At 71.1% G+C, this 25,288-nt stretch carries 28 protein-coding genes; 14 read left to right on the top strand and 14 right to left on the bottom strand.

All coding sequences use genetic code 11. The annotated features are described in order from the left end of the window. The first annotated feature begins 16 nt into the window (after window positions 1–16). The 4 genes from sppA to IEX91_RS06500 all read left to right on the top strand — a co-directional run bounded on the left by sppA (window position 17) and on the right by IEX91_RS06500 (window position 4,220). Window positions 17–1,018 (top strand): signal peptide peptidase SppA, encoded by a 1,002-nt coding sequence (gene sppA / locus IEX91_RS06515; RefSeq protein ID WP_188877815.1) that lies wholly within the window; start codon window positions 17–19, stop codon window positions 1,016–1,018. 69 nt (window positions 1,019–1,087) lie between these two features. Next, window positions 1,088–2,221, top strand: a complete 1,134-nt coding sequence (locus IEX91_RS06510; RefSeq protein ID WP_188877814.1) for a DUF373 family protein — start codon at window positions 1,088–1,090, stop codon at window positions 2,219–2,221. 36 nt (window positions 2,222–2,257) lie between these two features. Beyond that, a complete protein-coding gene (locus IEX91_RS06505; protein ID WP_188877812.1) occupies window positions 2,258–3,022 on the top strand; it encodes a diphthine--ammonia ligase in 765 nt (254 codons plus the stop codon). Window positions 3,023–3,152: 130 nt separating this feature from the next. Further along, complete coding sequence (locus IEX91_RS06500; protein WP_188877811.1) at window positions 3,153–4,220, top strand: PAS domain S-box protein; 1,068 nt, start codon at window positions 3,153–3,155, stop codon at window positions 4,218–4,220. A gap of 5 nt (window positions 4,221–4,225) precedes the next feature. Here the strand turns inward: IEX91_RS06500 and IEX91_RS06495 are convergent, their stop codons facing one another. Continuing rightward, window positions 4,226–5,194 (bottom strand): sugar phosphate nucleotidyltransferase, encoded by a 969-nt coding sequence (locus tag IEX91_RS06495; RefSeq protein WP_188877810.1) that lies wholly within the window; start codon window positions 5,192–5,194, stop codon window positions 4,226–4,228. 94 nt (window positions 5,195–5,288) lie between these two features. Here IEX91_RS06495 and IEX91_RS06490 point away from each other — a divergent pair, with 94 nt between their 5' ends. Then, on the top strand, window positions 5,289–5,579 hold the full coding sequence (locus IEX91_RS06490) for a transcriptional regulator (protein WP_188877809.1): 291 nt from the start codon (window positions 5,289–5,291) through the stop codon (window positions 5,577–5,579). Here IEX91_RS06490 and IEX91_RS06485 read toward each other — a convergent pair. The 4 genes from IEX91_RS06485 to IEX91_RS06470 form a co-directional block, all read right to left on the bottom strand. Further along, a complete protein-coding gene (locus IEX91_RS06485) occupies window positions 5,576–6,004 on the bottom strand; it encodes a Rieske (2Fe-2S) protein (protein WP_188877808.1) in 429 nt (142 codons plus the stop codon). The two genes, IEX91_RS06490 and IEX91_RS06485, sit on opposite strands and share 4 nt — an antisense overlap. Further along, entirely contained in the window at window positions 6,004–6,744 is a 741-nt protein-coding gene (locus IEX91_RS06480; RefSeq protein ID WP_188877807.1) for a helix-hairpin-helix domain-containing protein, read from the bottom strand. Before IEX91_RS06480 ends, IEX91_RS06485 begins: the two co-directional genes overlap by 1 nt. 26 nt (window positions 6,745–6,770) lie before the next feature. Further along, a complete protein-coding gene (locus IEX91_RS06475) occupies window positions 6,771–7,568 on the bottom strand; it encodes a shikimate dehydrogenase (RefSeq protein WP_188877806.1) in 798 nt (265 codons plus the stop codon). A gap of 73 nt (window positions 7,569–7,641) precedes the next feature. Further along, complete coding sequence (locus IEX91_RS06470) at window positions 7,642–8,778, bottom strand: sodium:calcium antiporter (protein ID WP_188877805.1); 1,137 nt, start codon at window positions 8,776–8,778, stop codon at window positions 7,642–7,644. Window positions 8,779–8,876: 98 nt separating this feature from the next. Between IEX91_RS06470 and IEX91_RS06465 the strand changes: the two genes are divergently transcribed. The 3 genes from IEX91_RS06465 to IEX91_RS06455 all read left to right on the top strand — a co-directional run bounded on the left by IEX91_RS06465 (window position 8,877) and on the right by IEX91_RS06455 (window position 12,400). Then, complete coding sequence (locus tag IEX91_RS06465; RefSeq protein WP_188877803.1) at window positions 8,877–10,262, top strand: D-aminoacyl-tRNA deacylase; 1,386 nt, start codon at window positions 8,877–8,879, stop codon at window positions 10,260–10,262. Window positions 10,263–10,288: 26 nt separating this feature from the next. Continuing rightward, entirely contained in the window at window positions 10,289–11,428 is a 1,140-nt protein-coding gene (gene ftsZ / locus IEX91_RS06460; RefSeq protein ID WP_188877802.1) for a cell division protein FtsZ, read from the top strand. Between the two features lie 78 nt (window positions 11,429–11,506). Next, the gene (locus tag IEX91_RS06455) at window positions 11,507–12,400 is read left to right on the top strand and encodes a dihydrodipicolinate synthase family protein (RefSeq protein WP_188877801.1); all 894 of its coding nucleotides are present in this window, start codon (window positions 11,507–11,509) and stop codon (window positions 12,398–12,400) included. A 30-nt stretch (window positions 12,401–12,430) separates the two neighbouring features. Here the strand turns inward: IEX91_RS06455 and IEX91_RS06450 are convergent, their stop codons facing one another. Together IEX91_RS06450 and IEX91_RS06445 are read right to left on the bottom strand one after the other, a co-directional pair. Then, entirely contained in the window at window positions 12,431–12,793 is a 363-nt protein-coding gene (locus tag IEX91_RS06450) for a hypothetical protein (RefSeq protein WP_188877800.1), read from the bottom strand. Window positions 12,794–12,904: 111 nt separating this feature from the next. Next, window positions 12,905–13,873: a transcription initiation factor IIB gene (locus IEX91_RS06445; protein ID WP_188877799.1), complete on the bottom strand. Its 969-nt coding sequence runs from the start codon at window positions 13,871–13,873 to the stop codon at window positions 12,905–12,907. 124 nt (window positions 13,874–13,997) lie between these two features. Here IEX91_RS06445 and IEX91_RS06440 point away from each other — a divergent pair, with 124 nt between their 5' ends. Further along, window positions 13,998–14,735 (top strand): helical backbone metal receptor, encoded by a 738-nt coding sequence (locus IEX91_RS06440; RefSeq protein WP_188877798.1) that lies wholly within the window; start codon window positions 13,998–14,000, stop codon window positions 14,733–14,735. Between the two features lie 144 nt (window positions 14,736–14,879). Here IEX91_RS06440 and IEX91_RS06435 read toward each other — a convergent pair whose 3' ends face one another. From IEX91_RS06435 to IEX91_RS06420, 4 genes are all read right to left on the bottom strand, one after another. Next, window positions 14,880–16,193: an APC family permease gene (locus IEX91_RS06435; RefSeq protein ID WP_188877797.1), complete on the bottom strand. Its 1,314-nt coding sequence runs from the start codon at window positions 16,191–16,193 to the stop codon at window positions 14,880–14,882. A gap of 290 nt (window positions 16,194–16,483) precedes the next feature. Next, entirely contained in the window at window positions 16,484–17,296 is an 813-nt protein-coding gene (locus tag IEX91_RS06430) for a TCP-1/cpn60 chaperonin family protein (RefSeq protein WP_188877795.1), read from the bottom strand. Window positions 17,297–17,390: 94 nt separating this feature from the next. Beyond that, a complete protein-coding gene (locus IEX91_RS06425) occupies window positions 17,391–18,311 on the bottom strand; it encodes a glycosyltransferase family 2 protein (RefSeq protein WP_188877794.1) in 921 nt (306 codons plus the stop codon). A 45-nt stretch (window positions 18,312–18,356) separates the two neighbouring features. Next, complete coding sequence (locus IEX91_RS06420; RefSeq protein ID WP_188877793.1) at window positions 18,357–19,061, bottom strand: class I SAM-dependent methyltransferase; 705 nt, start codon at window positions 19,059–19,061, stop codon at window positions 18,357–18,359. A gap of 177 nt (window positions 19,062–19,238) precedes the next feature. Between IEX91_RS06420 and IEX91_RS06415 the strand changes: the two genes are divergently transcribed. From IEX91_RS06415 to IEX91_RS06405, 3 genes are all read left to right on the top strand, one after another. Further along, on the top strand, window positions 19,239–19,508 hold the full coding sequence (locus tag IEX91_RS06415; protein ID WP_188877792.1) for a MarR family transcriptional regulator: 270 nt from the start codon (window positions 19,239–19,241) through the stop codon (window positions 19,506–19,508). A 7-nt stretch (window positions 19,509–19,515) separates the two neighbouring features. After that, window positions 19,516–20,271, top strand: coding sequence for an MBL fold metallo-hydrolase (locus tag IEX91_RS06410; RefSeq protein ID WP_229772811.1), 756 nt, complete (start codon window positions 19,516–19,518; stop codon window positions 20,269–20,271). An 88-nt stretch (window positions 20,272–20,359) separates the two neighbouring features. Next, the gene (locus IEX91_RS06405; protein WP_188877790.1) at window positions 20,360–21,025 is read left to right on the top strand and encodes a YkgJ family cysteine cluster protein; all 666 of its coding nucleotides are present in this window, start codon (window positions 20,360–20,362) and stop codon (window positions 21,023–21,025) included. A gap of 57 nt (window positions 21,026–21,082) precedes the next feature. Here IEX91_RS06405 and IEX91_RS06400 read toward each other — a convergent pair whose 3' ends face one another. Together IEX91_RS06400 and IEX91_RS06395 are read right to left on the bottom strand one after the other, a co-directional pair. Further along, window positions 21,083–21,523: a TRAM domain-containing protein gene (locus IEX91_RS06400; protein ID WP_188877789.1), complete on the bottom strand. Its 441-nt coding sequence runs from the start codon at window positions 21,521–21,523 to the stop codon at window positions 21,083–21,085. Between the two features lie 53 nt (window positions 21,524–21,576). Next, the gene (locus IEX91_RS06395) at window positions 21,577–23,271 is read right to left on the bottom strand and encodes a radical SAM protein (protein ID WP_188877788.1); all 1,695 of its coding nucleotides are present in this window, start codon (window positions 23,269–23,271) and stop codon (window positions 21,577–21,579) included. Between the two features lie 117 nt (window positions 23,272–23,388). Here IEX91_RS06395 and IEX91_RS06390 point away from each other — a divergent pair, with 117 nt between their 5' ends. Together IEX91_RS06390 and IEX91_RS06385 are read left to right on the top strand one after the other, a co-directional pair. After that, complete coding sequence (locus IEX91_RS06390) at window positions 23,389–23,547, top strand: DUF7559 family protein (protein ID WP_188877787.1); 159 nt, start codon at window positions 23,389–23,391, stop codon at window positions 23,545–23,547. Continuing rightward, window positions 23,544–23,939 (top strand): Hsp20/alpha crystallin family protein, encoded by a 396-nt coding sequence (locus tag IEX91_RS06385; protein ID WP_229772810.1) that lies wholly within the window; start codon window positions 23,544–23,546, stop codon window positions 23,937–23,939. The genes IEX91_RS06390 and IEX91_RS06385 overlap by 4 nt, the downstream gene beginning before the upstream one ends. Before the next feature lie 44 nt (window positions 23,940–23,983). Here IEX91_RS06385 and IEX91_RS06380 read toward each other — a convergent pair whose 3' ends face one another. Next, a complete protein-coding gene (locus IEX91_RS06380; protein ID WP_188877786.1) occupies window positions 23,984–25,036 on the bottom strand; it encodes an NAD(P)/FAD-dependent oxidoreductase in 1,053 nt (350 codons plus the stop codon). Window positions 25,037–25,288 lie beyond the last annotated feature (252 nt).

Here is a 25,288-nt window from a genome sequence, read left to right as displayed (position 1 = left end):
GACCCCGAGAGGCGATATGGACACCTTCGGGAAGCGAGCCGGGCGGGCTCTCCTCGTGCTGGGAGCCGTCTTCGTCGCGCTCGTCGTCGGCTGGACCGTCTTCGTGCGGGTGCCGAGGGACGTCGCCGACCTGCTCGGCGTCCTGCTCGTCCTCGGACTCGGGGTCGTCGTCGCGCGGGCGGCCGCGCGCGTCGGTCGGCGGTGGTTCGCCGCGTACGACGTCGCGGAAGTCGCAGTCGAGGGGCCGATCAGCCGCGACGGGAGCACGGGCGGGGTGACGGGCGGCGTGGTGACGCCGCCGGCCGACGCCGTCGTCGAACAGATCGAGCGGGCGGACAACGATCGGAACGTCGAGGGCCTGCTCGTGGCGCTGAACACGCCGGGGGGCGAGATCGTGCCGAGCGACGACATCCGGCTCGCCGTAGAGCGCTTCGACGGGCCGGTCGTCGCCTACGCGACCGACCAGTGTGCGAGCGGCGGCTACTGGATCGCGTCTGCGTGCGATCGGCTGTTCGCCCGCGAGGGCAGCCTCGTCGGAAGCATCGGCGTGATCGGCTCGACGGTGAACGCGACGGAGCTCGCGGAGGAGCTCGGCGTCTCGTACGAGCGCTTCGCCGCGGGGAAGTACAAGGACGCGGGCCAGCCGCTCAAGGAGCTCGACGAGGACGACCGATCGTACCTCCAGGGGATCGTCGACGACTACTACGACGACTTCGTCGAGCGGGTCGCGGCGGGCCGCGGCCTCGATCCGGAGACCGTCCGGGAGACGGAGGCGCGCGTCTTCCTCGGCACCGAGGCGGAATCGCGCGGCCTCGTGGACGAGATCGGGACGGCGCGCGACGCCGAGGACGCGCTCGCCGACGAGCTGGGCCACGAGGTGACGGTGGAGGCGTTCCACGCGTCGCCCGGCCTGATCCGCCGGCTGCAGGGCGGCGGGCGCGCGCTCGCGCGGGCCGCGGGTGCCGGCGTCGCGGACGCGCTCGCCGGCGACGACGACGCGGGGTTCCGTCTCCGCTGACGCGCGTGCGGCGCGCGAGGCGACGATGTGAGTCTTTTTACGCGCCGCGCGCGACGGTCGAACCGTTCGATGCGTACGTTGGTCGTGTGCGTCGACCGCGCGGGTGACGTCGCCCGGTCGACGGGAGTGGCGCCGCCGGTCGTCGGCCGGGACGCCGTCGAGTCTCTGGTCCTCGACCTCGGGCGTCACGACCCCGAGGACGCGACCGTCAACTGCCTCTTGGAGGCGTTGCGGGTCGGTGCGGACGTCGAGGACGGCGACGGCGAGGCCGTCGTCGCGGTCGTTTCGGGGTCGGCGGACACCGCCGTCGGGGCGGATCGCGCGCTCGCCGCGCAGCTCGACGAGCTCGTCGCCGCGCACGACCCGGACACGGCGGTGGTCGTGATCGACACCGCGGGCGATGGGGGCGTCGTCCCCATCGTGGAGAGCCGAGTCCCCGTGGACGCCGTCGACCGCGTCGTCGTCCGGCAGGCCCGCGACATCGAGAGCACGTATTACCTCCTGAAGCAGTTCCTCGCCGACGAGGAGCTCCGCGAGAGCGTTCTCGTTCCCCTCGGGGTCGTCCTCCTCGTCTTCCCCGTCCTCCTCACGGTCACGGGGAGCCTCGCGCTCGCCATCGCCTCGATCACGGCCGTCATCGGTGCGTTCCTCCTCTACAAGGGGTTGAGCGTCGACGAGCGTCTCGGAAGCCTCTCGACGCAGGCCCGCGAGGCGCTCTACTCGGGGCGGGTCTCCATCGTCACCTACGTCATCGCGGTCGGGCTGACGCTCGTCGGGGCGTTCGCGGGCGCGCTCGGCGTCTCGGGGCTCGGCGACGCGGGCGCGTTCGTCGCCGCGATGGCGTTCGTCTATCACAGCGTGCCGTGGCTCGCGCTCGCCGCGCTCGCGGGTGCGACCGGTCGGCTCATCGACGAGTTCATCCGGGAGGAGGGGGTGCGCGCCTCCTACCTCAACCTCCCCTTCGGCGCGATCGCGGTCGGCCTCGTCGTCCGGGGGTTCAGCGCGTACTTCGTCGAGCAGGCGGGTGTCATCCCGCCCGTGCACACGCCCGCGTTCCCGCTCGTCACGGCGGGGGCCATCTCGCCCGAGGAGCGCCTCACGGCGTACGTGTTGCTCGGCGTCCTCGTCAGCCTCGTCGGCATCCGGGTGTCGAGTCGGCTCACCGCCGACGACCGCGACCGCGGCCGCGACGAGACGCCGTAGCGCGGGACCTTTAGCCGTCGGCGCGTACGGGGGCGTATGCACGACGGCGACGCGAACGGCGGAAGCGCGAGCGGCGGGGGCGCGAGCGGCGGCGAGTGGGTGGCGCTGTTCTCCGGCGGGAAGGACTCCAGCTGGGCGCTCTACGAGGCCCTGCGGGCGGACATGAACGTCACGCGCCTGCTCACGGTCCACCCGAGCGAGGACTCCTACATGTACCACGTGCCGGCGACGCGCCTCACGAGCCTCGCGGCGGAGAGCATCGGCATCGAGCACGTGAACGTCCGTCCCGACGACTTCGACGCGCCGAACGCGGTAGACGCGAGCGCGCAGGGCGACGCCGAGCTCGAACCGCTGGAGCGCGCACTGCGCGGCCTCACCGACGACTTGGAGGGGGGGCTCGCGGGCGTCACCGCGGGCGCGATCGAGAGCGAGTTCCAGACCTCGCGCATCGAGGCGATGGCCGATCGGCTCGGCTGCGAGGTGTTCGCGCCGCTCTGGGGGGAGGACCCGCGCGAGCTCGGCGAGGCGATGCTCGATGCGGGATTCGAGATCACGATCCTCCAAGTCGCCGCGTACGGCCTCGACGAATCGTGGCTCGGCCGGACGCTCGATCGGGGCGCGCTCGACGAACTCGGCGCGCTCAACGACGAGTACGGCGTCCACCCGCTCGGTGAGGGGGGCGAGTTCGAGACGTTCGTCACCGACGGCCCGCACATGGATCGTCCGATCGAATTGGCGTACGACACCGTCTGGGAGGGGAACCGCGGTCACGTCGAGATCACCGACGCGCGGCTCGCGTGATCGCCGCCCGGCGCGCTCCGTGCGCCGTCTCGTCAGTCCGGTTCTTTCGAGATCGGGGCGGTGCGGACGCCTCGGCGACGAGAAGCGTCGGTCCGGAAACCCTAACCGCCACTGCGCCGAGTACGTCGGTATGGGGGACGTCGCCGATTTCGTTCGGGACGGAGGATCGCTCCGCGATGAGTCGGAGTTCCTTCGCGTGCTCGTCGAGAACAGTTCACAGGGGATACTGACGATCGACACGGACAGCGTCGTGCTGTTCGCCAATCCGTCGATCGAGCGGATCCTCGGCTACACGCCCGAGGAGCTGATCGGGAGCTCGAAGATGACGATCATCCCCGAGCGGCTGCGCTCGGCGCACCAGAACGGGCTGGACGCGTTCGTCGAGACGGGCGAGCGGCACATCGACTGGAACGGGACGGAGCTCCCGGCGCTCCACAAGGACGGCCACGAGGTCCCCGTCTCCGTGAGCATCCGAACCCACGAGTACGACGGCGAGCGGGTGTTCACCGGAATGTTCACGGACATCACGGAGCGCAAACACCGCGAGGCGACGCTCCGCGAGCAGAAGGCGGAACTGGAGGAGTTCGCGGACGTGCTCTCGCACGACCTGCGCAATCCGCTTCAGGTGGCGAAGGCGCAACTCGCGCTCGGCCGCCACGCGGACGACACCGCGGAGCGCGAGGAGTTCTTCGACACCGTCGACGAATCGCTAGATCGGATCGACACGATCATCGAGGACATGCTGGCGCGCGCCCGCGACGAGGGGGAGGCGCGGGCACCCGACACGCTCTTACTCCACGCGATCGGGCGGGCGGCGTGGGAGACGGTGGCGACGCGGAACGCGACGCTGACGCTCCCCGATGGGGCGTGGCAGGTGCGGGCGAGTCGGAGCCGGCTTCGGCAGCTCTTCGAGAACCTCTTTCGCAACGCGGTGGAGCACGGCGGCGACGACGTGACGGTCCGCGTCGACGTGCTCGACGACGGACGGGGGTTCTACGTCGCCGACGACGGGCCGGGGTTCGACGACGACGTGAAGGCCGAGGCGGTGACGGGCGACGGGCCGATCGGCGGACACTACGGTCTCCACATCGTCGGGACGGTCGCGTCCGAGCACGGCTGGGAGATGCGACTCGCGGACGCCGCCGAGGGCGGGGCGCGGATCGAGTTCCACGACGTGATGCTGATGGAGAAGGAGTAGGCCCGCTATTCTTCGTTCGTGATGTGCGTGTGTGCGCCGACGAGCGCGCCCGAGAAGTCGATGTTCTCCAGGCGGGTGTCGCGATCGATGATGGAGTTTCGAACGTCGCACTCGTAGAGGCTGGCGTCCGGGAAGACGACAGCGCGATCGAGACTGGAGTCGACCACCTCCGCCCCGCCCATGACGTGGACGTCGTCGCCGACGATGGTGTTCTTGACGGTGGCGTCGTCCTCGACGAGCGAGTCGCCGCCGAGGGTCCACGCGACGGCGTCGAGGTAGGACTCGGGCGTCCCGATGTCGAACCACGCGCCCTCGAAGGTGTAGGCGTGGACGCCGGTGCGACCCTGCAGCCACTGGATGAACCACCCGGGCTCGTCGGGGTTCTCGCCTTCGCTGAGATACGTCTCGAAGAGCGGCACGACGTCCGCCGGGAAGGCGTAGCAGGCGATGGAGACGAGCGTGCTCTTCGGGTCGTCCGGTTTCTCTTGGAAGTCGACGACTTCGTCGCCGTCGAGGTCGACGAGTCCGTAGGACTTCGCGCGCTCGTAGCTGCCGACGTCGTACGCGGCGAGCGTCGGCGCTTCCTTCGACTCGAAGAAGTCGAGGAAGTCAGAGACGTCGAAGCTGATGAGGTTGTCGCCGGCGATGACGAGCGTGTCGTCCGCGACGTTCTCGCGCTCGAAGAGCTGCGCGAGCGCGCCGACGACGCCGAACTTCTCGTCCTCCTCGCTGGTCTCCTCCACGGAGAGCGTCGGCTTCTCGTACTCCGAGTCGGCGAGGTGGTAACGGAAGTCGTCGGCGAAGCGCTCGTTCGTCGAGACGAACACCTCGTCGATCCGGTCGTCGGCCTCCAGCTCGTCGAATATCCGATCGATGACGGTGGACTCGCCGACGGGGAGGAACATCTTCGGGCGGTTCTTGGTGATGGGCCAGAGACGCGTCGCGTACCCGCCCGCCAGCACGACGGCTTTCATACGCTCACCGATCATCGCGGTCGGTAAGTCCTTTTTGCTCCCCATCCGACAGATCACCGCTAGCGCTAAACCCCGAGACGCCCCAGGTGGGCGTATGGAGTCACGGACGACGCGCGAGCGCATCGCCGACGCGCTTCACGAGGGACCGGAGACGCCGAGTTCGCTCGCCGAGCGGTTCGAGGTGACGCCGCACGCCGCGCTCGGACACGTCGAGCACGTCGCACAGTCCGTCCGGGGCGCCCCGAACGAGGAACTGCTCGTCCGCCCACCCGAGTGCCGCGAGTGCGGTTTCACCGGGTTCGACGACCCGCTGAACCTCCCCTCGCGCTGTCCGGAGTGCAAACACGAGGGCATCGAGGAACCCGCGTTCGTCGTCGAGGACTAGAACCCGAGGCGTTCGCCGGGGTTCGTCGAGCGATCGCGCCCCGCGTGGGCCTCGCTCTCGCCGACGCGAACGAAGTCGTAGTCGCCGTCGACGAGGTGGACGGCGCCGTCGGCGACCGCGACGGCCGCCTCGTCGAGCGTCGCGCCCTCGGGCGGTCCGAAGTCGCAGTAGCCGCTATCGCGGTCGAAGGTCGCCCCGTGTTTCCCGCAGACGAGGTCGTCGTCGCGGATCGTGGCCCCGTCGCCCGTGTCGAAGCGGACGTCCGTCCAGTGGGGACAGACGTTGCGCCACGCGGCGACCTCGCCGCCGCCGACGCGCACGAGGACGAACTCGACCTCCTCGCCCGCGGCGTTCCGGAGCGTGACGAGGAGCGTCGAGTCGGGCGGGACGTCGTCGAGGTCGACCAGCCGGGTGCCCGGGGCCATCAGTCGAGTCGATCGGTCGCGTCGTCCACCCAGCGGCCGACGCGCTTGGGCGAGAGACCGATCTCGTCGGCGAGGTCGGCGACGTCGGCCGCGGCGAGATCGGCCACGGTCTCGACGCCGGCGTCGGCGAGGCGCTCCGCGTACGCGGGGCCGACGCCGGAGATGATCTCGACGGACTCGGCGCCCTCGGTGTCGGGGACGTCGTCGCCCGCGTCGGGATCGACGTCCTCGATGTCGGTCTCCATGTCGACCTCGCTCGGCCCGGCGGCCTCCGCGGGTTCGGCGGCGTCCGCGGGGGACTCGGGGTCGGCCTCCTCGACGGCGTCGTCGACGAGGGATTCCGTTGACGCCGCGGCGTCCGTCCCCGCGGCCGACGGGGAAGCCGACGCGTCGTCGCTCTCGGTGGCGTCCGTGGCCTCGGAGTCGCCGCCCTCCTGCTCGCCGTCGGCGTCGCTCGCAGCGTCCGCCGCGGTCGGGTCGACGGCGTCGACGTCGGTCGTCACGTCGTCCGCACCGGGTCCGGCGGCCTCGGCCGGCTCGGCCGCCTCTGCGGGCGATGCGGGTTCTCCCGCCTCGACCGACTCCTCGACGAGGGACTCCGTTGACGCCGCGGCGTCCGTCGCCGCGGCGGGCGGTTCGTCGACGTGGTCGTCCGTCTCGGTAACGGCGACGTCGTGACCCCGGCCGGACCCCTCGGTGCCGAGTCCGAGCACCGTCTTCAGCTTCGAGATGAGGCTCATACACCCGGCTAACACCCGGAGATGACTTAAACCCGGTCCCGAAGCGCGTCGTTCATCGCGTCGACGGGCGCGTCGCTCCCCGTCCAGCGCTCGAAGGCGGCGACGCCCTGATAGAGGAGCATCCACGCGCCGTCGATGGTCGTCGCGCCCGCCGCGGCGGCCTCGCGGAGGAGGCGCGTGTCGAGCGGCGAGTAAACGGCGTCGAGCACGGCGAGATCGGCGTGGAGCGCCGCCGCGGGAACGGGCGAGACGTCCTCCGCCATGCCGACGCTCGTCGCGTTCACGAGGACGTCCGCGTCCGCGAGCACGTCGGGGAGGGTGTCGAGACCGGACGCCGTCCCGCCGACGTCGTCCGCGAGGGCCTCGGCGCGCTCGACGGTCCGATTAGCGACGTGGACGCTCGCGCCGTCCTCGACGAGCGCGACGGCGGCCGCTCTCGCCGCCCCGCCCGCGCCGACGAGCACCGCGTCGGCGCCCGCGAGAGGGACGTCGAAGCGCTCGAAGGAGCGTCTGACGCCCGCGACGTCGGTGTTGTGTCCCGTCGGGACCGGCCCGGAGAAGTCGACGGTGTTGACCGCGCCGACGCGGCGGGCGAGGTCGTCGGGCTCGACGGCGTCGAGGGCGTCCCGCTTAAACGGGATGGTGACGTTGAGACCGGCGAGGTCGAGCGTGTCGGCGGCGTCGATCGCGGCCGCGCCGTCGGCGGCGTCGGGTTCGAGCGTGACGTAGCGCGCGTCCATGCCGCGCTCGGCGTACGCGGCCTCGTGCATCGGCGGGGAGAGCGAGTGCCCCACGGGGTTGCCGATCAGTCCGTAGACGTCCATGGCGGTCCGGGGACGCCCGGCGGCAAAAGTCCCCCGCTCGCGCGGCGGCGACCCGTCGGCGGCGGTCGCGGCGTCAGTGGCCGCCGGCGGTGACGCCGAGGGCGAGCACGAAGTAGACGACGACGGCGATGAAGACGGCGTAGAGGAGTCCGCCGATCAGGAAGGGGCGGGGCTTCATCGGACGCTCGGCGGCGGAGCGCGCGCGGAGGTAGAGGATCCCCCCGGAGACGACCGCGAGGACGACCGAGAGGGCGTTGAGGAAGCCGGACGTCCCCCACGCGAGCGAGAGGTCCCAATCGGTGAAGACGATGCCGAGGGTGACGGGGAGCGTCCCTTGGAACGCCATCGCGCCCGTGATGTTGCCGAGCGCGAGCGTGTCCTTGTCGCGCGAGATCCAGAGGATGGAGTTGAACTTCTCCGGGAGTTCGGTGGCGAGCGGCGCGATGAGGAGCGCCACGATGGCGATGGGGACGTCGAGGACGTGCGTGGAGAGCCACTGGACCTCGCTGACGAAGAGATGCGCCCCGGTGACGATGATCACGAGCGCGAACGCCGTCTGGCCGGCGACGAGGGCGAGCCGGGGGTTCTCGCCGTGCTCGCGCGGGTCGTAGCCGACCGCGGCGAGGGCGCGCTCGACGAGGAGGCCGAGGTGGAGCGCGTCGATGTCCTCGCTCTCGGCGAGTTCGCCGCTGCGGAGCGAGCGGACGAGGTAGACGAGGTAGAGGAGGAGGAGGAGCGCGCCCATGGCGTACTCGACGGGGCGGGAGTGGACGAACGCCGCGGCGAACGCGACGACGTAGCCCACGAGGAAGAAGGAGAGGTCGCGGCGGGTCGCGGCGTCGTTGAAGTGCATCTCGTCGCCGAACGTCCGCCGGTCGCGGAAGTGGAGGACGCTCGCGCCGACGAGGAACATGGCGATGGTGGCGAGCATGAACGGCGCGCCGAGGATCGCGCCGACGCCGACGTGTGCGGCCTCCTCGCCCCCGTGGAGGATGGCGATGACGGGGATGAGGGTCTCGGGGAGCGCGGTGCCGACGGCCGCGAGGATGCTCCCCGTGGCGGACTCGCTGACGCCGAGGCGGTGGCCGAGCCACTCGACGCCGTTCGTGAAGACCTCCGCGCCGAGCAGGAGGAGCGCGAACGCGCCGAGCAGGAGGAGCGAGCGGTCGGCCGTCGCGGAGAGGAGCGCCGGCGCGAGACCGGGGTACATGCCTGCGCGTAGCGAGAGCGCTCTTGTAAGCGCGTTCATTCCACCACCCGCTGGCCGAGACTCGACGGTCCTAAGCGCGCCCGCGCCGTTCGCCCGATATGACCGTCGGGATCGTCGTGAGTCGCGCGGACAGCGCGTCGGTACGGATCGGCGAACAGCTACGCGAGCGCGCCGACTGGGAGCGAGTCGACGACGGAGACGGGGCGTCGGGTTCGGGCACGGGCGCTGGCGACGGTCCGGCTCCCGTCGCCCGCTACGCCACCGAGGGGTTCGAGCTCGCGGAGTTCGAGCCGTGGCACCTCGAACTCGACGGGGTCGCCGCGGCGTTCGACGACCCGGACTGCCTCGTCTTCGCGTCGCGCCACGCCGGCGAGACCGGCCCGCTCCTGACCGCCCACTTCACGGGCAACTTCGGCGCGGCGGAACACGGCGGGTCGGATCGCGCGCTCGCCGAGGCGTGCCCGAACGCCCACCGCGCGGTCGTGCGCGCGCTCGCCGACCACGCCCCCGAGGGGTACGACGTCGGGATGGAGTGCACGCACCACGGGCCGACGTCGGTCGGCGCGCCCTCGATGTTCGTCGAACTCGGCTCCACCGAGGCCGAGTGGACGGATGACGCCGGCGCGGCGGCGGTGGCGGACGCCGTCTTGGACCTCCGCGGCGTCGCCCCCGACACCGAGCGCGCGGTCGCGGCGTTCGGCGGCGGGCACTACGTCCCGCGCCCCACCCGGATCGTCGAGGAGACGGACTGGGCTGTCGGGCACGTCGCCGCGGACTGGTGTCTCGACGACCTCGGCGACCCGCGGGAGCACCGGGACGTGATCGAGCGCGTCTTCGCCGCGAGCGGCGCGACGCGCGCCGTCGTCGACGGCGAGAAGCCGCGGCTCCGCGACGTGATCGACGAGGCGGGCTACGGGGTCATGAGCGAGACGTGGCTCCGCGAGACGACGGGCGTCGCCCTCGATCTCGTCGCGGCGCTCGAAACCGAGCTCGGGAGCGTCGACGACGGCCTGCGCTTCGGCGATCCGGCGCGGGCGGCGGACGCGACCGCGGACTACGTCGTCGTCGACCACCCGGACGCCCTCTGGGCGGACGCGCACAGCGTCGATCCGGACGCGGCGCGCGCGGCGGCGCGCGAGCGCACACTGGCGTACACGACGGAGGAGAACGGTAACCGCGTCGCCGGCGCGCTCGCGGTTCCCGACACGGCGGCGTACGACGCGTACGTCGACGCGCTCGCGGCGCTGCTGCGTGAGAAGTACGACGAGGTGACGCGCGCGGACCGGTCGGTCCAGATCACCGACACCGGGTTCGACCCCGCGGCGGCGGCCGAACGCGGCGTTCCGGAGGGGCCGAAGTTCGGTCGGCTGGCGAACGGGGAGGCAGTCGAGGTGGACGGCGAGACGATCGCGCCCGCCGACGTCGCGCGCGAGCGGACGGAGACGTACGGGCTCGCGGACCCGAGCGAGGGAAAAGGTAATTAAACACTTCTCGTTTACTGTATAGGCAAATGGACTCCATCGTGCAGGACGCAATCGACGAGGCCGAGGAGGACGACGCGTCCTCCACGGGCGTCTCCCCCGACACAGACGGCGGTGGGGGCGACTCCGGGCGGATGTCTGACGAGGAGCTGCTCGGGGTACTCGAAGAGCTCCAGACGAACATCACGGTCGTCGGCTGCGGCGGCGCCGGATCGAACACCGTCAACCGGATGTTCGAGGAGGGAATCGAGGGGGCGAAGCTGGTCGCCGCGAACACGGACGTCCAACACCTCGTCGACATCGAGGCGGACACGAAGATCCTCATCGGTCAGGAGAAGACCCGCGGACGCGGTGCCGGGTCGCTCCCGCAGGTCGGTGAGGAGGCTGCACTGGAGTCCCAAGACGACATCAAGGAGGCCATCGCCGGCTCCGATATGGTCTTCGTCACCGCGGGCTTGGGCGGCGGGACCGGCACGGGGAGCGCCCCCGTCGTCGCCGAGGCCGCCCGGGAGGCCGGCGCGCTCACCATCAGCATCGTCACGACGCCGTTCACCGCGGAGGGCGAAGTGCGACGGAACAACGCCGAGGCCGGCCTCGAACGCCTGCGCGACGTTTCTGACACAGTTATCGTCGTCCCGAACGACCGCCTGCTCGACTCCGTGGGTAAGCTCCCGGTCCGACAGGCGTTCAAGGTCTCCGACGAGGTGCTCATGCGCTCCGTGAAGGGGATCACCGAGCTCATCACGAAACCCGGCCTCGTCAACCTCGACTTCGCGGACGTGCGCACCGTCATGGAGAAGGGCGGGGTCGCCATGATCGGCCTCGGGGAGTCCGATAGCGACTCCAAGGCCGTCGACTCGGTCAAGAGCGCGCTCCGGAGTCCGTTGCTCGACGTGGACATCGGGCAGGCGAACTCCGCGCTCGTGAACGTCACCGGTGGGCCGGACATGAGCATCGAAGAGGCGGAGGGCGTCGTCGAGGAGATCTACGACCGCATCGACCCGGACGCGCGCATCATCTGGGGGACGTCGGTGGACGAGGAGCTCGACGGCGAGATGCGCACGATGGTCGTCGTCACCGGCGTCGAGTCGCCGCAGATCTACGGCCACAGCGACGACGCCGAACTCGAGACGAGCGGGAGCGGCCGCGACATCGACTACGTCGAGTAACGCCGTCGCCGCCTTCGGGTTCGCGTCGGCCGCCGCGCGCGGCAGAATCGTTATGTGCCGAGACGCTCACCCTCGGGTATGCGCGAAACCGACGTGTTCTGTCCGCTCGTCACGCCGATGGACGCCGAGGGAGAGATCGACTACGACGGGCTCGAATCCGTGGTTCGTAGCGTCCGCGATGCCGGCCTGGACGGGTTCGTCCCCTCCGGGACCACGGGCGAGTTTGCGAGCCTGACGCGCGAGGAGAACCGGGCGGTCGTCGAGCGCGTGCGGGCGGTGGCGGGAGACGACGCGACGGTGATCGCCGGGGCGGGCGCGACGTCCGTCCCGGACACCGTCTCGGCGCTGACCGACGCCGCGGAGTCGGGCGCGGACGCGGGTCTCGTCGTCGTCCCCTACTTCCACACCGCGAACGCGGCCGACGGGAACGCCCGCTTCCTCCGCCGCGTCGCCGACCGGAGCCCCCTGCCGCTCTATCTCTACAACATCCCGGCGTGTACGGGAAGCGAGATCCCGGTCGAGACCGTCGTCGAGCTCGCCGACCGCGACGACGTCCACGGGCTGAAGGATTCGAGCGGCGACTTCGGCTACGTGACCGACGTCCTCGCGGCGGCGCCGGACGACTTCGCGGTGTACCAGGGCGTCGACGACCAGCTCGTCCCCGCGGGACTGATGGGGGCGACGGGCGGGATCAACGCGCTCTCGAACGCGGTGCCGGAGGTGTTCGCAGCCGTTCGTGACGCGCTGAACGCGGGCGACGACGAGCGGGCGCGCGAACTCCACCGCGGTGGACTCAAGCCGCTGTTCTCGTTCTGTGCGGATCACGGCTTCGCGCCGGCGACCAAGGCGGCGCTCGCGGCGCGCGGACGGATCGACGAGGACGCGGTCCGGCCGCCGCTTGTCGAGCTCGACGAGGGCGCGCGCGCGGCGATCGCGGCGGCCGTCGACGACGCCCTCACGCTCGTGTCGTGAGCTGAAGCGGGCGCGTCCGCCGTCCGCGGATCACGGGACGCGGCCGAGGACGACGCGCCCGCCGTATTCGGCCGCGAGGAACGTCGCCGCGGCGGTGAGGCCGATCGTGGCGTACTCGCCGAACGCGAGCGCGAGAGTCAGCGCGCCGACGGCACAGCCGACGACGATCCCGGCGAGCCCGGCGACGATGCCGTGCGCGATCGCGCGGTCGCGTTCCGCGGGGACCGTCTCGGGGTTGAGCGCGACGTCCATGACGGGGACGGCGACGGCGAAGCCGACGGCGAACGGGAACGGCGCGGGCGCGACGGTCGAGACGACGGCGGCGAGCGCACCGGCGAGGAGCGCTCCCAGGACGAAGACCGCGGCGCGGACGTGGCGGGCGGGAGTGTTCACGGCCCCGCGTTCGCGGGCCACGGCCTAAAAGCGGTGGTCGGGGGAGGCGCGGCTACGCGGTGGGCGTCCGAGAGGATCGAGGCGACGAGACGCGACGGAAGACGCGGAGGGTTACGCCGGGAGGGTGTCCTCGGCTTCGAGGAGCTCGTGGTAGCGGTTGCGGATCGTCACTTCGCTGATGTCGGCGACCTCGCTGACCTTCGCCTGCGTCGTCTTCTCGTTGGTGAGGAGCGCGGCGGCGTAGACGGCGGCGGCGGCGAGACCGACCGGCGACTTCCCGGAGTGAACGCCCTTGTCCTTCGCGGTCTTCAGCAGGTCGCGGGCGCGGTGTTCGGCCTCGTCGCTGAGACCGAGGGAGGACGCGAAGCGCGGGACGTAGCTCTCGGGGTCCGCGGGGCGGACTTCGAGGCCGAGCTCTCGGATCACGTAGCGGTACGTGCGGGCGATCTCGGCCTTCTCGACGCGCGAGACGTCGGTGATCTCGTCGAGGCTGCGCGGGACGCCGGCCTGTCGGGCGGCGGCGTAGACGCAGGAGGTGGAGACCCCCTCGATGGAGCGACCGGGGAGGAGGTCCTCCTCCAGCGCGCGGCGGTAGATGACGGAGGCGGTCTCCCGGACGTTGTCGGGGAGGCCGAGCGCGCTCGCCATCCGGTCGATCTCGCCGAGTGCCTGCTTCAGGTTGCGCTCCTTGGCGTCGCGGGTGCGAAAGCGCTCGTTCCACTTGCGCAGGCGCTGCATCTTCTGGCGCTGATTCGAGGAGAGGCTGTTACCGTAGGCGTCCTTATCGCGCCAGTCGATGTTCGTCGAGAGCCCCTTGTCGTGCATCGTGTTCGTCGTCGGCGCTCCCACCCGACTCTTCTGGTCCTTCTCCTGCGAGTCGAACGCGCGCCACTCGGGGCCGCGATCGATGTCGTCCTCGTCGACGACGAGACCGCAGTCCATACAGACGGACTCGCCGTGCTCCTCGTCGGCGACGACGAGGCCGCCGCACTCGGGGCATTCGTCGGTCGATTCGGTGGTGTCTTCCTGCTCCGTTTCGCGCTCTCCGCGCTGTCGTGCTCTGGTGCGTGCGTTTTGCATACTGCGTGTGCCCCCGGAAAACCCGGAAATCGTCGTGACGCCTTTCTTTTCGCAAAACGCACTTAACGGTTCCGTAATAGACCGACAGCGGTATGCGTAGGCGCCACATACGGCAGTATCGTTCGTGAGAGTCTGTTCGCTCGCGCCGGCCGCGACGGCGACCGTCGTCGCGCTCGGTGCCGGAGCCGATCTCGTCGGCGTGACGCACAACGCGACCGTGGACATCGATGCGCCCCCGGTCGGCGGCTGGCTGAACCCCGACTACGACCGAGTCGCCGAGTGCGATCCCGACGTCGTCCTCACCGGCGACGCCCTCCAGCGCGACGTCCGAGACGAACTCGCCGCTCGGGGACACGACGTCCGACACCGCGAACCGACGCGCCTCGACGACGTCCTCGCGGGGTTCGCGATCCGGGGCGACGACGTGGGCAGGGCCGCCGCCGGCGAGCGCCTCGAAGCCGACTGCCGCGAGCGCGTCGCGGCGATACGTACGGCCGTCGAGGGGGCCACACGGCCGGTCGTCTACTGCGAGGAGTGGGACGATCCGCCGATGGCGGCGGGAAACTGGGTCCCGGACGCCGTGCGGGCGGCGGGCGGACGCCACCCCTTCGTCGACCCGGGAGACCGCTCGCGCGAGGTCGAACGGGAGACGGTCGAGGCCGCCGGCCCCGACCACGTCGTCGCGCACTACTGCGGGCGTGGCGGTCGGGACGGCCGCGCTCGGCCGGACTTCGACGCGCGCGGTTGGCGCCTCGACGCCGAGGTGCACGTCCTCGACGACGCGCTCCTCAATCAGCCGAGTCCGGCGCTCATTGATGGGATCGAGGCACTGGCGCGACGACTCCACCCCGAGCGGATGTGAGAGACGGGGCGGGTCTCGGGGGGATCGCGCTCGAACGGTCGGCGGTCGTCGGAGCGTCGAGCCCCCGGTCCCCACACCGGACGCGCGATCCCGTGGCGGCGAGGACCGCCGAGAGAACGCGACGGTGGGCGGTCCGGGGGCGGTTCACAGTCGGTCCTCGGCCCGCTTGGCGACGCGAGCGAGGCGGGTGCGCTCGAAGTAGGTGAGTTCGACGACGAAGACGGCGGCGAGGGTGAGGACGACGAAGCCGAAGGTCTGTGGTTCGTGGACCGCGAGGTGGTAGCAGAGCAGCGGGAAGAGACAGGCGGCGCCGACGGCCCCGAGGAGCGGCGGGAGCGGATGGACCCGGTCGCGGTCGCGCTCGGCGAACGCGAGCGCGCTCATGGTGCCGAAGACGACGAGGAAGGCGAAGGACGCGAGCGCCGTGATCCCGTCGAGCGTGCCGTAGACGGTGAGCCCGAGCGTGACGATCCCGAGGAGAAGGACGGTGCGCTGGGGGACGCCGTCGCCGTCGCTCGAAGCAATACGGTCCGGGAGGACGTTCTCGTCGGTCATCCCGTCCGCGAAGTGGGCGGCGGAGAAGAGTGTCGCGTTGATCGCGCTCCCCGTCGAGACGACCGCCGCGACGGCGATGATCGTGAACCCGAGCGATCCGAGGACCGGTTGGGCGGCCTTCGCCAGCGCGATCTCGCCGTACTGGGCGATCTGCGCGGGCGTGAGGAGACTCGTCGTCGTGACGCCGACGAGGACGTACGTGGCGACGGCGACCGGGACGGCGACGTAGACGGCGCGCGGGATCGTCGTCTCGGGGTCAGCGATGCTCTCCCGATCGTAGAAGAGCAGCTGCCACCCCTGGAAGGCGACGAAGGAGACGCCGGCGGCGACGACCGGCGCGACCGTCGCGGCCCCGGTGATACCGAAGTCGAGCAGGCCGTTCGCGTGCCCGTAGACCGCCGCGAGGACACCGAACCCGAGCAGGACGGCCATCTTCGCGGCGACGAGGACGTTCTCCGCGGTACCGGTTGCGCGCGCGCCCATGCGGTTGAGCGCGACGAAGCCGACGACGGCGAGCGCGGAGACGAGCGGTCGCGCGAGCCCACCCAGCGTCTCGCGGAGTCCGAGGAGACCGACGGAGTACTCGCCGAAGGCGTAGGCGTACATCGCCATCGAGCCGATGTAGCCGAAGAGCAGCGTCCACCCGACCATCCCCGCGATCGTCGTGTTGTTCGTGTAGCGCTGGACGAACGTGACCGACGCGCCGGTCCGGTCGGACACCGCGTTGAGTCGATTGTACGAGTAGCCCGCGCAGAGCGCGACGACGCCGGCGACGACGAACGCGAGCCACGTCCGCGTGCCGGCGATCCGCGCGACGACGCCGAGTACCGAGAAGATCCCGCCGCCGATCATCCCGCCGAGCGCGATGGAGACCGCGGACGGCATGCCGAGTCGATCCGACATCACGCCACGGTACGGCGAGGATCGTCTTAGGGACACGGGCCGCGGCCGGCCCGACGCCGCGCGGCGAACCCCGGGGCGTTCGACGCCCGCGCGGGTGAAGGCGGACACCGGGCGCGTCAAGGACGAGGGTGCGGGCCCGCCGCAGAGAACGAGGAGCGACCGGCGAACGGTTCGGAGGCGGAGTGCGTCTTTCGACGCTGCGCGGGCCGGGGAGTCGCGGGGTCTGCGAACGAGATGCGTTCGCCCGGCCTCGCGGGAGCGACGTCCCGCCGCCGACGGCAGACGCCGCGTTACTCGGCGGCGATCACGTCGTCGATGCGGACGATCATGGTCGCGGCCTCGGTCGCGGCGGCGAGCGCTTCGTGCTTGACGGCGGCGGGGTCGAGCACGCCGTGCGCGACCGGGTCGCCGATCTCGCCGCGGTCGCCGACGGTGACGACGCCGGCGCGGCCGGTCTCGTTCTCGGCGCGGAGGTCGACGAGGGCGTCGATGGGGTCCATGCCGGTGTTCTCGGCGAGGGTGCGCGGGAGGACGTCGAGGGCGTCGGCGAAGGCCTCGGCGGCGAGCTGCGCACGGCCGTCGATGCGCGCGGCCTCGTCGCGGATGCGGTCGGCGACGACGATCTCGACGTAGCCGGCGCCGGGGACGACGACGCCGTCGTCGAGAGCGACGGCGACGACGTCGAGGGCGTCGCCGATGGCGCGTTCGAGTTCGTCGAGGACGTGTTCGGTGCTGCCGCGGACGAGGAGAGTGACGGTGCTGGCGTCGGCCCCGCCTTCGACGAGCGCGAGGTCGTCCTCGCCGTAGCGTTCGACACGGACGGACTCGGCGTATCCGAGGTCGGCGTCTTCGACGAGCATCTGCGCGGTGGGGTGTTCGATGTCCATCTCCGCCAGGATGGTCACGCCGTCGTTCGTGATGACGACGGTACCCGTCGAGTCGACGAGCATCTTGTCCATGCCGCGGGGGCCGAGGGTCGTGCGAACCGCGTCGGCGACCGCCTTCCCGGCGGCGATGTTCGCCGTCTGCGCGTCGCGCCCGCGGGTGCGCCGGGCGTCGTCACCGAGGATGAACACCGGACTTCGGGTACCCTGATGGGACATGGATGACCGGAAGGCTCGCAGTTCCACATATAGTTTTCGCGGCACGTGCTGTGAAAGAACGCACGAGCGGTACGAGCGCGGGTCAGCATGGCGGCTACAGGTCGTAGCGGGACATCGCGCGGTCCATCCGCGAGGAGACGCCGTTCGGGTTCCGAGTCGGCGTCCGGTCACGTCGGCGGGCGCGGAGGCCGGCCTCGACACCGCTGACGGCGTTCGTCAGGACCGCGCGTCCCCGCGAGAGCCACGACGACGGGGTCTCGTCGCCGTCGAGCACGTCGCGCGCCGCGGCGCCCGCCTCGCGGAGCGCGTGGCGGACGGCGCGCCACGCGACGGAGAGACTGACGCCGTAGTTCTTAGCGAGGCGGTAGGCGAGCGCGCGGTACTTGAGGCCCGTCGCGGACCCCTCCGGGGTCTCGGCGACGCGGTCGGGCACGTCGTCGCCGTCCGCGCGGAGGACGGCGAAGGCGGGTTCCCAGACGACGCGCGTGTCGAGGCCCGCGAGGCGGTGGGCGGCGTCGCGGGCCGCGCCGGTCTCCAGGTACTCGTCGAAGCCGTCGAGGGCCTCGGCGGCCGCGCGCGTGAACGCGACGTTCCCGCCGTCGAAGTAGCGGACGTCGCGGCCGGCGACGGTCTCGCGTTCGCACTCCTCCGTCGTGACGCCGCCGGAGACGGCGCGGTGGACGGGGCCGGTGACGACGTCCGCGCCCGCCTCGATCGCCGCCGCGAGCGCGTCGTACCACCCTTCACGGACGACCGAGCGGTGATCGACGAACGCGACGACGTCGCCCGTCGCGGCCGCGAGTCCGGCGTTTCGGGAGGCGTTGAGGTTCCGTTCGGGAATTTCGAGGAGGACGTCGGCGGCCGGGTGGTCGCGGACGAGCCCCGAGGTCCCGTCGCTCGACGGGCCGTTGACGACGACGACCTCGACGTCGGGGAGGTGCGTATCGAGGGCGTCGAGGGCGCGCGCGAGACGGCGGCGCGCGTTCAGGGTGGGGACGACCACCGATAACTCCATAGCCCTACCGAACGGGGCCGGGCGTAAAAGCGACGCGACACGGCGTCAGACGTGCGCGTGCCAGTAGGAGACGGACGCGAGGCGATCGCCGAACGGGGTGTCGCCGACGGCGACGTCGGCGTCGCGGATGGGGTCGGCGAGCCACCCGGGGAGCTTCCGGTAGAAGCCGTACGGGAGGACGAAGTCGTGGGCGTCGCTGCGAAGCGTGAGGCCGGCGCCCCCGAGGAGGTCGCGGACTTCGCTCGTCGAGTAGAGCCGGGACCCCATCGGGAGGAGGGAGTTGTAGAGCGAGCGCGTGCTGTATCGGTTGAAGGTGTCGAAGAAGACGTCGCCCTTCGAGACGCGCGCCATCTCGCTGAGGAACTTCGCGGGGGTGTCGGCGAGGTGGAAGAACCGCATGGCGAAGACGGCGTCGAAGTGGTCGTCGGGGAAGGGGAGTCGGGCGGCGTCGCCCCGCATGAACTCCAGGTGGTCGTCGACGCCGACCTGACGGGCCTTCGTGCGCCCCTCGCGGAGCATCGCGGCGGAGATGTCCATCCCGGTGATGTCGGCCCCCCGTTGAGCGCAGAGGACGGTGAATCGGCCGGTCCCGCACGCGACTTCGAGCACCCGCTTGCCGTCGAGTGGGCCGAGGGCGTCGAGGACGGCCTGCTTCTCGCGGCGGTCGATGAGCCGGCCGCCGCCGGAGAACCGCTTGTCCTCGTACTCCGCCGCGACCTCGTCGGCCTGGTACCACTCCTGTCCCTTCACGGTCTACACGACTCTACATCTGCGGGAATGTAAAACGATACTGGATGCGCGTCGGGGGACCCCGCGACGGTCGTCCGACGACGACGCGTGCGGCTCACTGGTACGACCTTATACAGTATAAGGTAGCCGTCGTTCGAAGTACCAACCTTTATCTACGGGTGTGTGCGATTTACTGCCATGAGTACGACGGGAGAGCAGCGACCATCACCGATAAAAGACGACGAGGAGTTCCGCGAGCGGCTCCGCGAACTCCCGCCGAGCGCGAAGCTCGTGGCGAAAGTCCTCGAAACCGAGGAGCCCCTCTCACAGGGCCAGCTCGCCGAGGAGTCGCTGCTGCCGGATCGAACCGTCCGATACGCCCTCAACCGCCTCGACGAGGCTGATCTCGTCGACTCGCGGTACAGCTTCCGCGACGCGCGCAAGCAGGTCTACTTCCTCGATCACTGACCGGCGCGTGTCCGGCATCGAGCGCGTCCCCGTCCCCGTCGACCGCCGCGTCCCGAGCGGCCGGACGAACGCGTACGTCGTCGATACCGTCCTCGTCGATCCCGCCGCGCGCTGCGCTCGACTGGACGGCGTCGGCGGGATCGAACACGTCGTCGCCACGCACACGCACCCGGATCACGTGGGCGCGCTCGCGCGCTACGCCGAGCGGAACGGGGCCACCGTCTGGGCGTACGCCCCCTACGCCGATCGCTTCGCCGACGCCACCGGCGTCGCTCCCGATCGGACGTACCGCGAGGGCGACTCGGTGGGACCGCTCGACGTCGTGGCGACGCCCGGCCACGCGCCCGATCACGTCGCGTTCGTGTGCGGCGACGCCGCCCTCGTCGGCGACTGCTGTCGCGCGCGCGGGAGCACCGCCATCGCCGACGAGGGCGACCTACGGGCGTACCTCACGAGCCTCCGGCGGCTCTACGCCCGCGATCCGGGAACGCTCTACCCCGGACACGGCGACCCGATCGACCGCCCGCGCGAACGCCTCGCCGCGGTCGTCGCGCACCGCCGCGAGCGCGACCGGGACGTCCGTGCGGCCGTGGCGGGCGGCGCACGGACCGTCCCCGAGATCGTCGAGGCCGTCTACGACCGCGACCTCGGTGCGTTCCGGTCCCTCGCCGCCGCCACCGTCCGCGCACACCTCGACAAGCTCGTCGTCGAGGGACGCGTGACGCGCGAGGAGACGCCGGACGGGCCGCGATATCGCGCCTGAGAGCACGACACGGCGCGCGCCGCGCGGCTCGGCGTCGAGAGCCGGGGGACACGGGAGGCTTTTGGCGGTCGAGCGCCGATCCGTGCGCATGGAACGCCTCGAAGACGAGCTCGAGCGCGCGCGGGAGTTGGACGTGGCCGCGCTCGCGGACGCCATCGAGGCGATCGGCTTCGAGTGCACGCGCTGTGGCGGGTGCTGTAAGGGCGTGGGCGAGGAGCACACGGCGACGGTGTTCCCGGACGAGGCCCGAGCGATAGCCGACGCCGAGACGTTGGAGTGGCGCGACGTCGCGCGCCCGATGCCGTACGGCCTCGACGCCGACGGGGCCGGGGAAACGTTCGAGTGGGCCCTGCAGACCGACGACTGCGGGGACTGTACCTTCTACGAGGAGGAGGGGAGCGCGACGAGCGACTCCGCGGGAACCGGCGCCTGTACCGTCCACGACCACCGACCGCTCATCTGTCGGACCTACCCGTTCTCGGTGGCGCTCGGCGGCACGAGCCAGCCGATGGGCGAGGCCGTCGACGAGGCGGGGATGGTTCGCGCCCACGAGTGCGAGGGACTCGGCCGCGACATCTCGCGGGCCGACGCCGAGGAGCTCGCCGCGGCGCTCAAGGAGCGCGCCGTGACGGAGTTAGAGGAGGCGATCGACGTCCGCGACGCGTACGCGCCCGTCGATCCCGACCCCGGCGAGACGGTCGTCCACGACTCCGAGGGCGCAAAGCGGCCGGACGGGACGCGATACGAGGGGTAGACCCCCCGCGAGCGGCGGGGGGAAGACGGAGACGGTGCGGGTACGGAGATCGGACGGTCAGGCGTCGGCGTCGTCCTCGATGGTCTCGCCGACCGCGAAGTTGGACTTCACCTGTGTGATCTCGACTTTGACGCGATCGCCGATCTCGACGTCGGGGACGATGATGACGTAGCCGCGTTCGACGCGGGCGATACCGTCGCCCTGCTTGCCGATGTCCTCGATCTCGACGTACCGGATCTCGCCCTCCTCGACGGGGGGCTGTGGCCCCCCGCCGGTGGCGTCACCCGTCGCGGGCGTGGAGCCACTCGAAGCGGCATCGCTCGATGAGTCGGCGCTCGCCCCGTCGTCGTCGCGTTCGATGAGCGCGACGCGGTACACCTCACCGGGATCGACGGCACCGGCCTCGATCTCGCTTGTCGGGACGCGGACGACGTACTCGTCGTCGCTGACGGTAACTTCGGCGTTGAACAGACAGAGGAGCTGATCGGAGATTTCCACTGTGAGACCCTCGTGGGAGCATCGGCATCGTCCATAATAGTTCTACCCCACCCCTAGCGGGTGAAGCGCGCGAGGTCGGCGTCCCCCGGTGCCTCCGCCGGGGTCTCGTACGGGCGGTTGACGACGATGTCGCCGGCGGTGCCCGAACCGACGCCGGGGAGCGCACGGAGCTCGTCCATCGACGCCTCGTTGAGGTCGAGGGGATGGGGGACGCCGGTGACGGAGCGATAGCCGTGATCGGTGACGGCGACGTCCGTGACGGTCCCGAGCTCGCGTTCACCGGGGACGGCGACGAGGAGCGCGTACGTCCCGAGCGAGCGCCCGAAGGTCTTCCCGTCCTGGTGGTACTCGAAGTGGACGTCCTCCAACACGGTGCCAGGCGGACAGACGCGTTCGAGCATCGGCTGGTCGACCTCCTCGCGGACCGCGCTCTTGTATCGCTTGAAGCGCTTCTTGTTCTGCCTCGCCACGTCCGCGCCCGTCTCCGCCATCTCCGTCCCCTCGAACGCCATCACCTGCCGGATGTTGATACGGCGGAGCATCAGCCCCGCCTCGTAGACGCGTTCGAGGAAGCGCCTGTTGTGCTCGTAGGTCTCCTCGCGTTCGCCCTTCAGCCCGTGCAGGAGATTGATGCCGGGGAGGAGCTTGGGGAGACGGCTCACCTCGTCGCCCGTCGAGGGGCCGACTTTCTCCGACTCGCCGGGCCGCCAACCGCCCTCCTCGTTGACGATGCGGACGGCCTCAAGGCACTCGTCGGCGTCCACGAGGAGGTTGTTCTCCTCCTGGACGACGGGGTCCGCGGATTCGAGGCCGAAGGCCGCGGTGTCGCCCGGCGTGTTGTGCTCGGCGATGACTCGGATCGCCTCGCGGGACTTCTCGGGATAGTCCACGATGGTCACCGGGTTCATGTTGTCGAGGTGGAGCGTCCCGAGGTCCGGGACGGCCGCGCGGATGCCGCCGTAGAGCTCGCGGAGGGCGTCGGGGTTCGGCGCCTCGCCGTCCCCCCCATAGGCGAGGATGTCGGCCTGCCGGCCGATGCGGAAGTCGTTCACGCCGGCGTCCGCGAGCGCGGCGACCTCGGAGACGACGGAGTCGGGCGTCCGGAAGTCCGGGTCGCCGTACATCGGCTCCGTGCAGAACGAACAGCGGTACGCACAGCCCCGGGAGGTTTCGAGTTCCGCGATGAGGTACTCCGGGTGGTTCGGGTGTTGCTCGACGACGAACGCACCCGCCTCCGCCCAACGATCGAGTTCCGCGTTGTCCCGATAGCGGTCCTCGAATCCCTCGAGACCGCTCGCAACGAGGTCGTGGGCGGCCGCCTCGACGTCCGCCATAGCGAGGAAGTCGAAGTCGAGGTCGTCGCGCGCCATGTCCTGCGCGCCCGCGTTCTCCTCGCCGACGCCGAACCTGATCGGGCCGCCCATCAGCGAGGTGCCGTTCGCCGTCCACGCGAGTTCGCGCACCTCGTCGGGTTCGGCGGGCGTGCCACCCACGTATTTCCCCGGAACCGTCATCCCGCCGAGGTAGATCATGAGGTCCGCGTCCTCGACGTCCAGCCAGCGCGAGCGGTCGTCGCGGAGCGCGTCGATCGTGTGGTAGGTGATCTGCGACTCGGGGACGCCCGCCTCACGGAGCGCACCCGCCGTGTAGCGCGGATAGGTGGAGATGTACGGCGGCACCCCGAAGTGGGCCGGCTCGTCGACGTAGCCGTCCACGATGGTCACGGAAAGCGTCGCGGGGTCGGTCATGAGCGGGGAAGGGGTTCGACGCGTAAAAACGCGACCGTCGCGGCGCGCCGCGCGAGCGGACCGGCCGAATCCGCGGAAGCCCGCGTGTTTATTGACCTCCCGGGCGAACGCACGAGCATGCCCGCGACGATGGAAGTCGAGTGCACGGCCGACGACTGCGAGCTCGACATGGCGGAACTCCACTACACGTACGACGTCCCGGACGACGTCTCGACCGCCGACCTCCGGTGTCCCTACTGCGGGTCGGAGACGTCGCTCGCGGAGATCGAACTGTGAGCGACCTCGTGACGTACGGCGCGGCCGCGAGTCGCGCCGTTCTGAAGCGCGTCGGTCGCGCGATGAGCCGCGTCCAAGAGCGCACCGCGCTCGCCGTCGACGTCCTCGAAAGCGACGACGAGTACCTCCTCGTCTTCGACGCGCCGGGCGTCGAGACCCGAGACGTCGAGGTCACGGCGGAGGACGGGGGCGTCACCGTTCACTTCGATCGGTACCGGGAGTATCGCGACGGGTTCCGGACGCTGCTCGCCGGCCGCGGCCTCGCGCTCGACGGTCACGCGGAGCTACCGGCGGACGCCGCGGTCGACGATCCGGGCGCGCGCGCCGAGCTCCGAGACGACGGGACGCTCCACGTCTACGTGCCGAAGGGCGACGCCGTCGCCATCGAGTAGCGGGGAACCCCGGACGGGCGCCGCGTCACCCGCATCGAACCGGTTCAGAACCGCGTCGGATCGAACGCGCCGACGCCGTCACGTTCTCCCAACACGTCTTCCGCGAGTCGCTCGCCGGCGGCCGGCGCGCGCATCAGCCCGTGACCGTTCCACCCGGCCCCGACGTAGAGACCGTCCGCGACCTCGCCGAGCAGGGGATCGTTGTCCGGCGTCCGCGCACAGACGCCCGCCCACGAGCGCTCGATCGGGACGTTCGCGTTCACGACGCGCTCGCGGAGGCGCTCGACGATCCGATCGCGGAACGCGTCGTCGGCCTCGCCGTCGTAGTCGTCGGGATCGACCGGCGTCGTGACGCCGTCGCCCGCGATGATCCCCTGCGCGTGCGGCCGGGCGTAGTACTCCCGCGTCGCGTCGTAGAGGATCGGGATCGCCGGCCCGCCGGCGACGGCCGCCTGGACGCGATACGGCTCCACGGGCACGGAGACGCCCGCGTCCGCGAGTACGTCGCCCGTCCACGCGCCCGCGGCGACGACGACCGCGTCGTACGCCGCGCCGTTCACCCGGGGCGGGTCGAGGGCGACGGACGCGGTCGTGTGCGTTCGCACGTCCGCGCCCGCGTCGCGGGCCTTCGCCGCGAGCAGGTCGACGTAGCCCGCAGGATCGACCGTACCCGCCGTCCGCGCGAGGCCGGCGACGACGACGTCGTCCGCGCGCAACACCGGAAACCGCCGTCGGATCGCCTCGGCGTCGACGAGTTCGACGTCGCGGTCGTGGTGGCGCATTCGCTCGACTTGTTCCCGGATCGCGCCCGCGGCCGCTCCGCCCTCCGTTGCGAACCAGAGGTACGGCGTGCGTGCGAAGCGGAAGTCGCGTTCGCCCGAGAAGGAGCGAAAGCGCTCGATTGCGCGCTCGGCGAGCGCGACGTCGACGTCCTCCGCGTAGGCGTCGTACGCGATGCCGGCCGCGCGCGACGTGCTCCCAGCCCCGAGGTCGTCGCGCTCGTACAGCGTCACGTCCGCGTCCCGACAAGCGAGATCGTACGCGGCCGTCAGTCCGACCGCGCCGCCGCCGACGACCGCGACCGAGCGCGCCGTCATCGCGGCCACCCCGTCGACGCGCGACCACCCGGCCGTCCCGTCGACGCCCGACTACCCGGCCGTCCCGGGGCCCGCCGCCCGTCGCCCGCGCGTCCGTGTCCGTGCATATCCGATGGGGTGGCGCGGCGGCCACTTCAACGGACACGGTCGCGCGGCGTGCTCGGTGCGTGCGAACCCCCGGTTGAGCGGAGAGGAAATAAAATTATACTGATACGTGACCGGAGGACCGGGGTCTGAGGCCACGACGCGACC

Origin of the sequence: Halarchaeum nitratireducens, assembly GCF_014647155.1 — an archaeon.
Taxonomy (GTDB): Archaea; Halobacteriota; Halobacteria; order Halobacteriales; family Halobacteriaceae; genus Halarchaeum; species Halarchaeum nitratireducens.
This window is presented reverse-complemented; position numbering and strand designations above follow the sequence as displayed.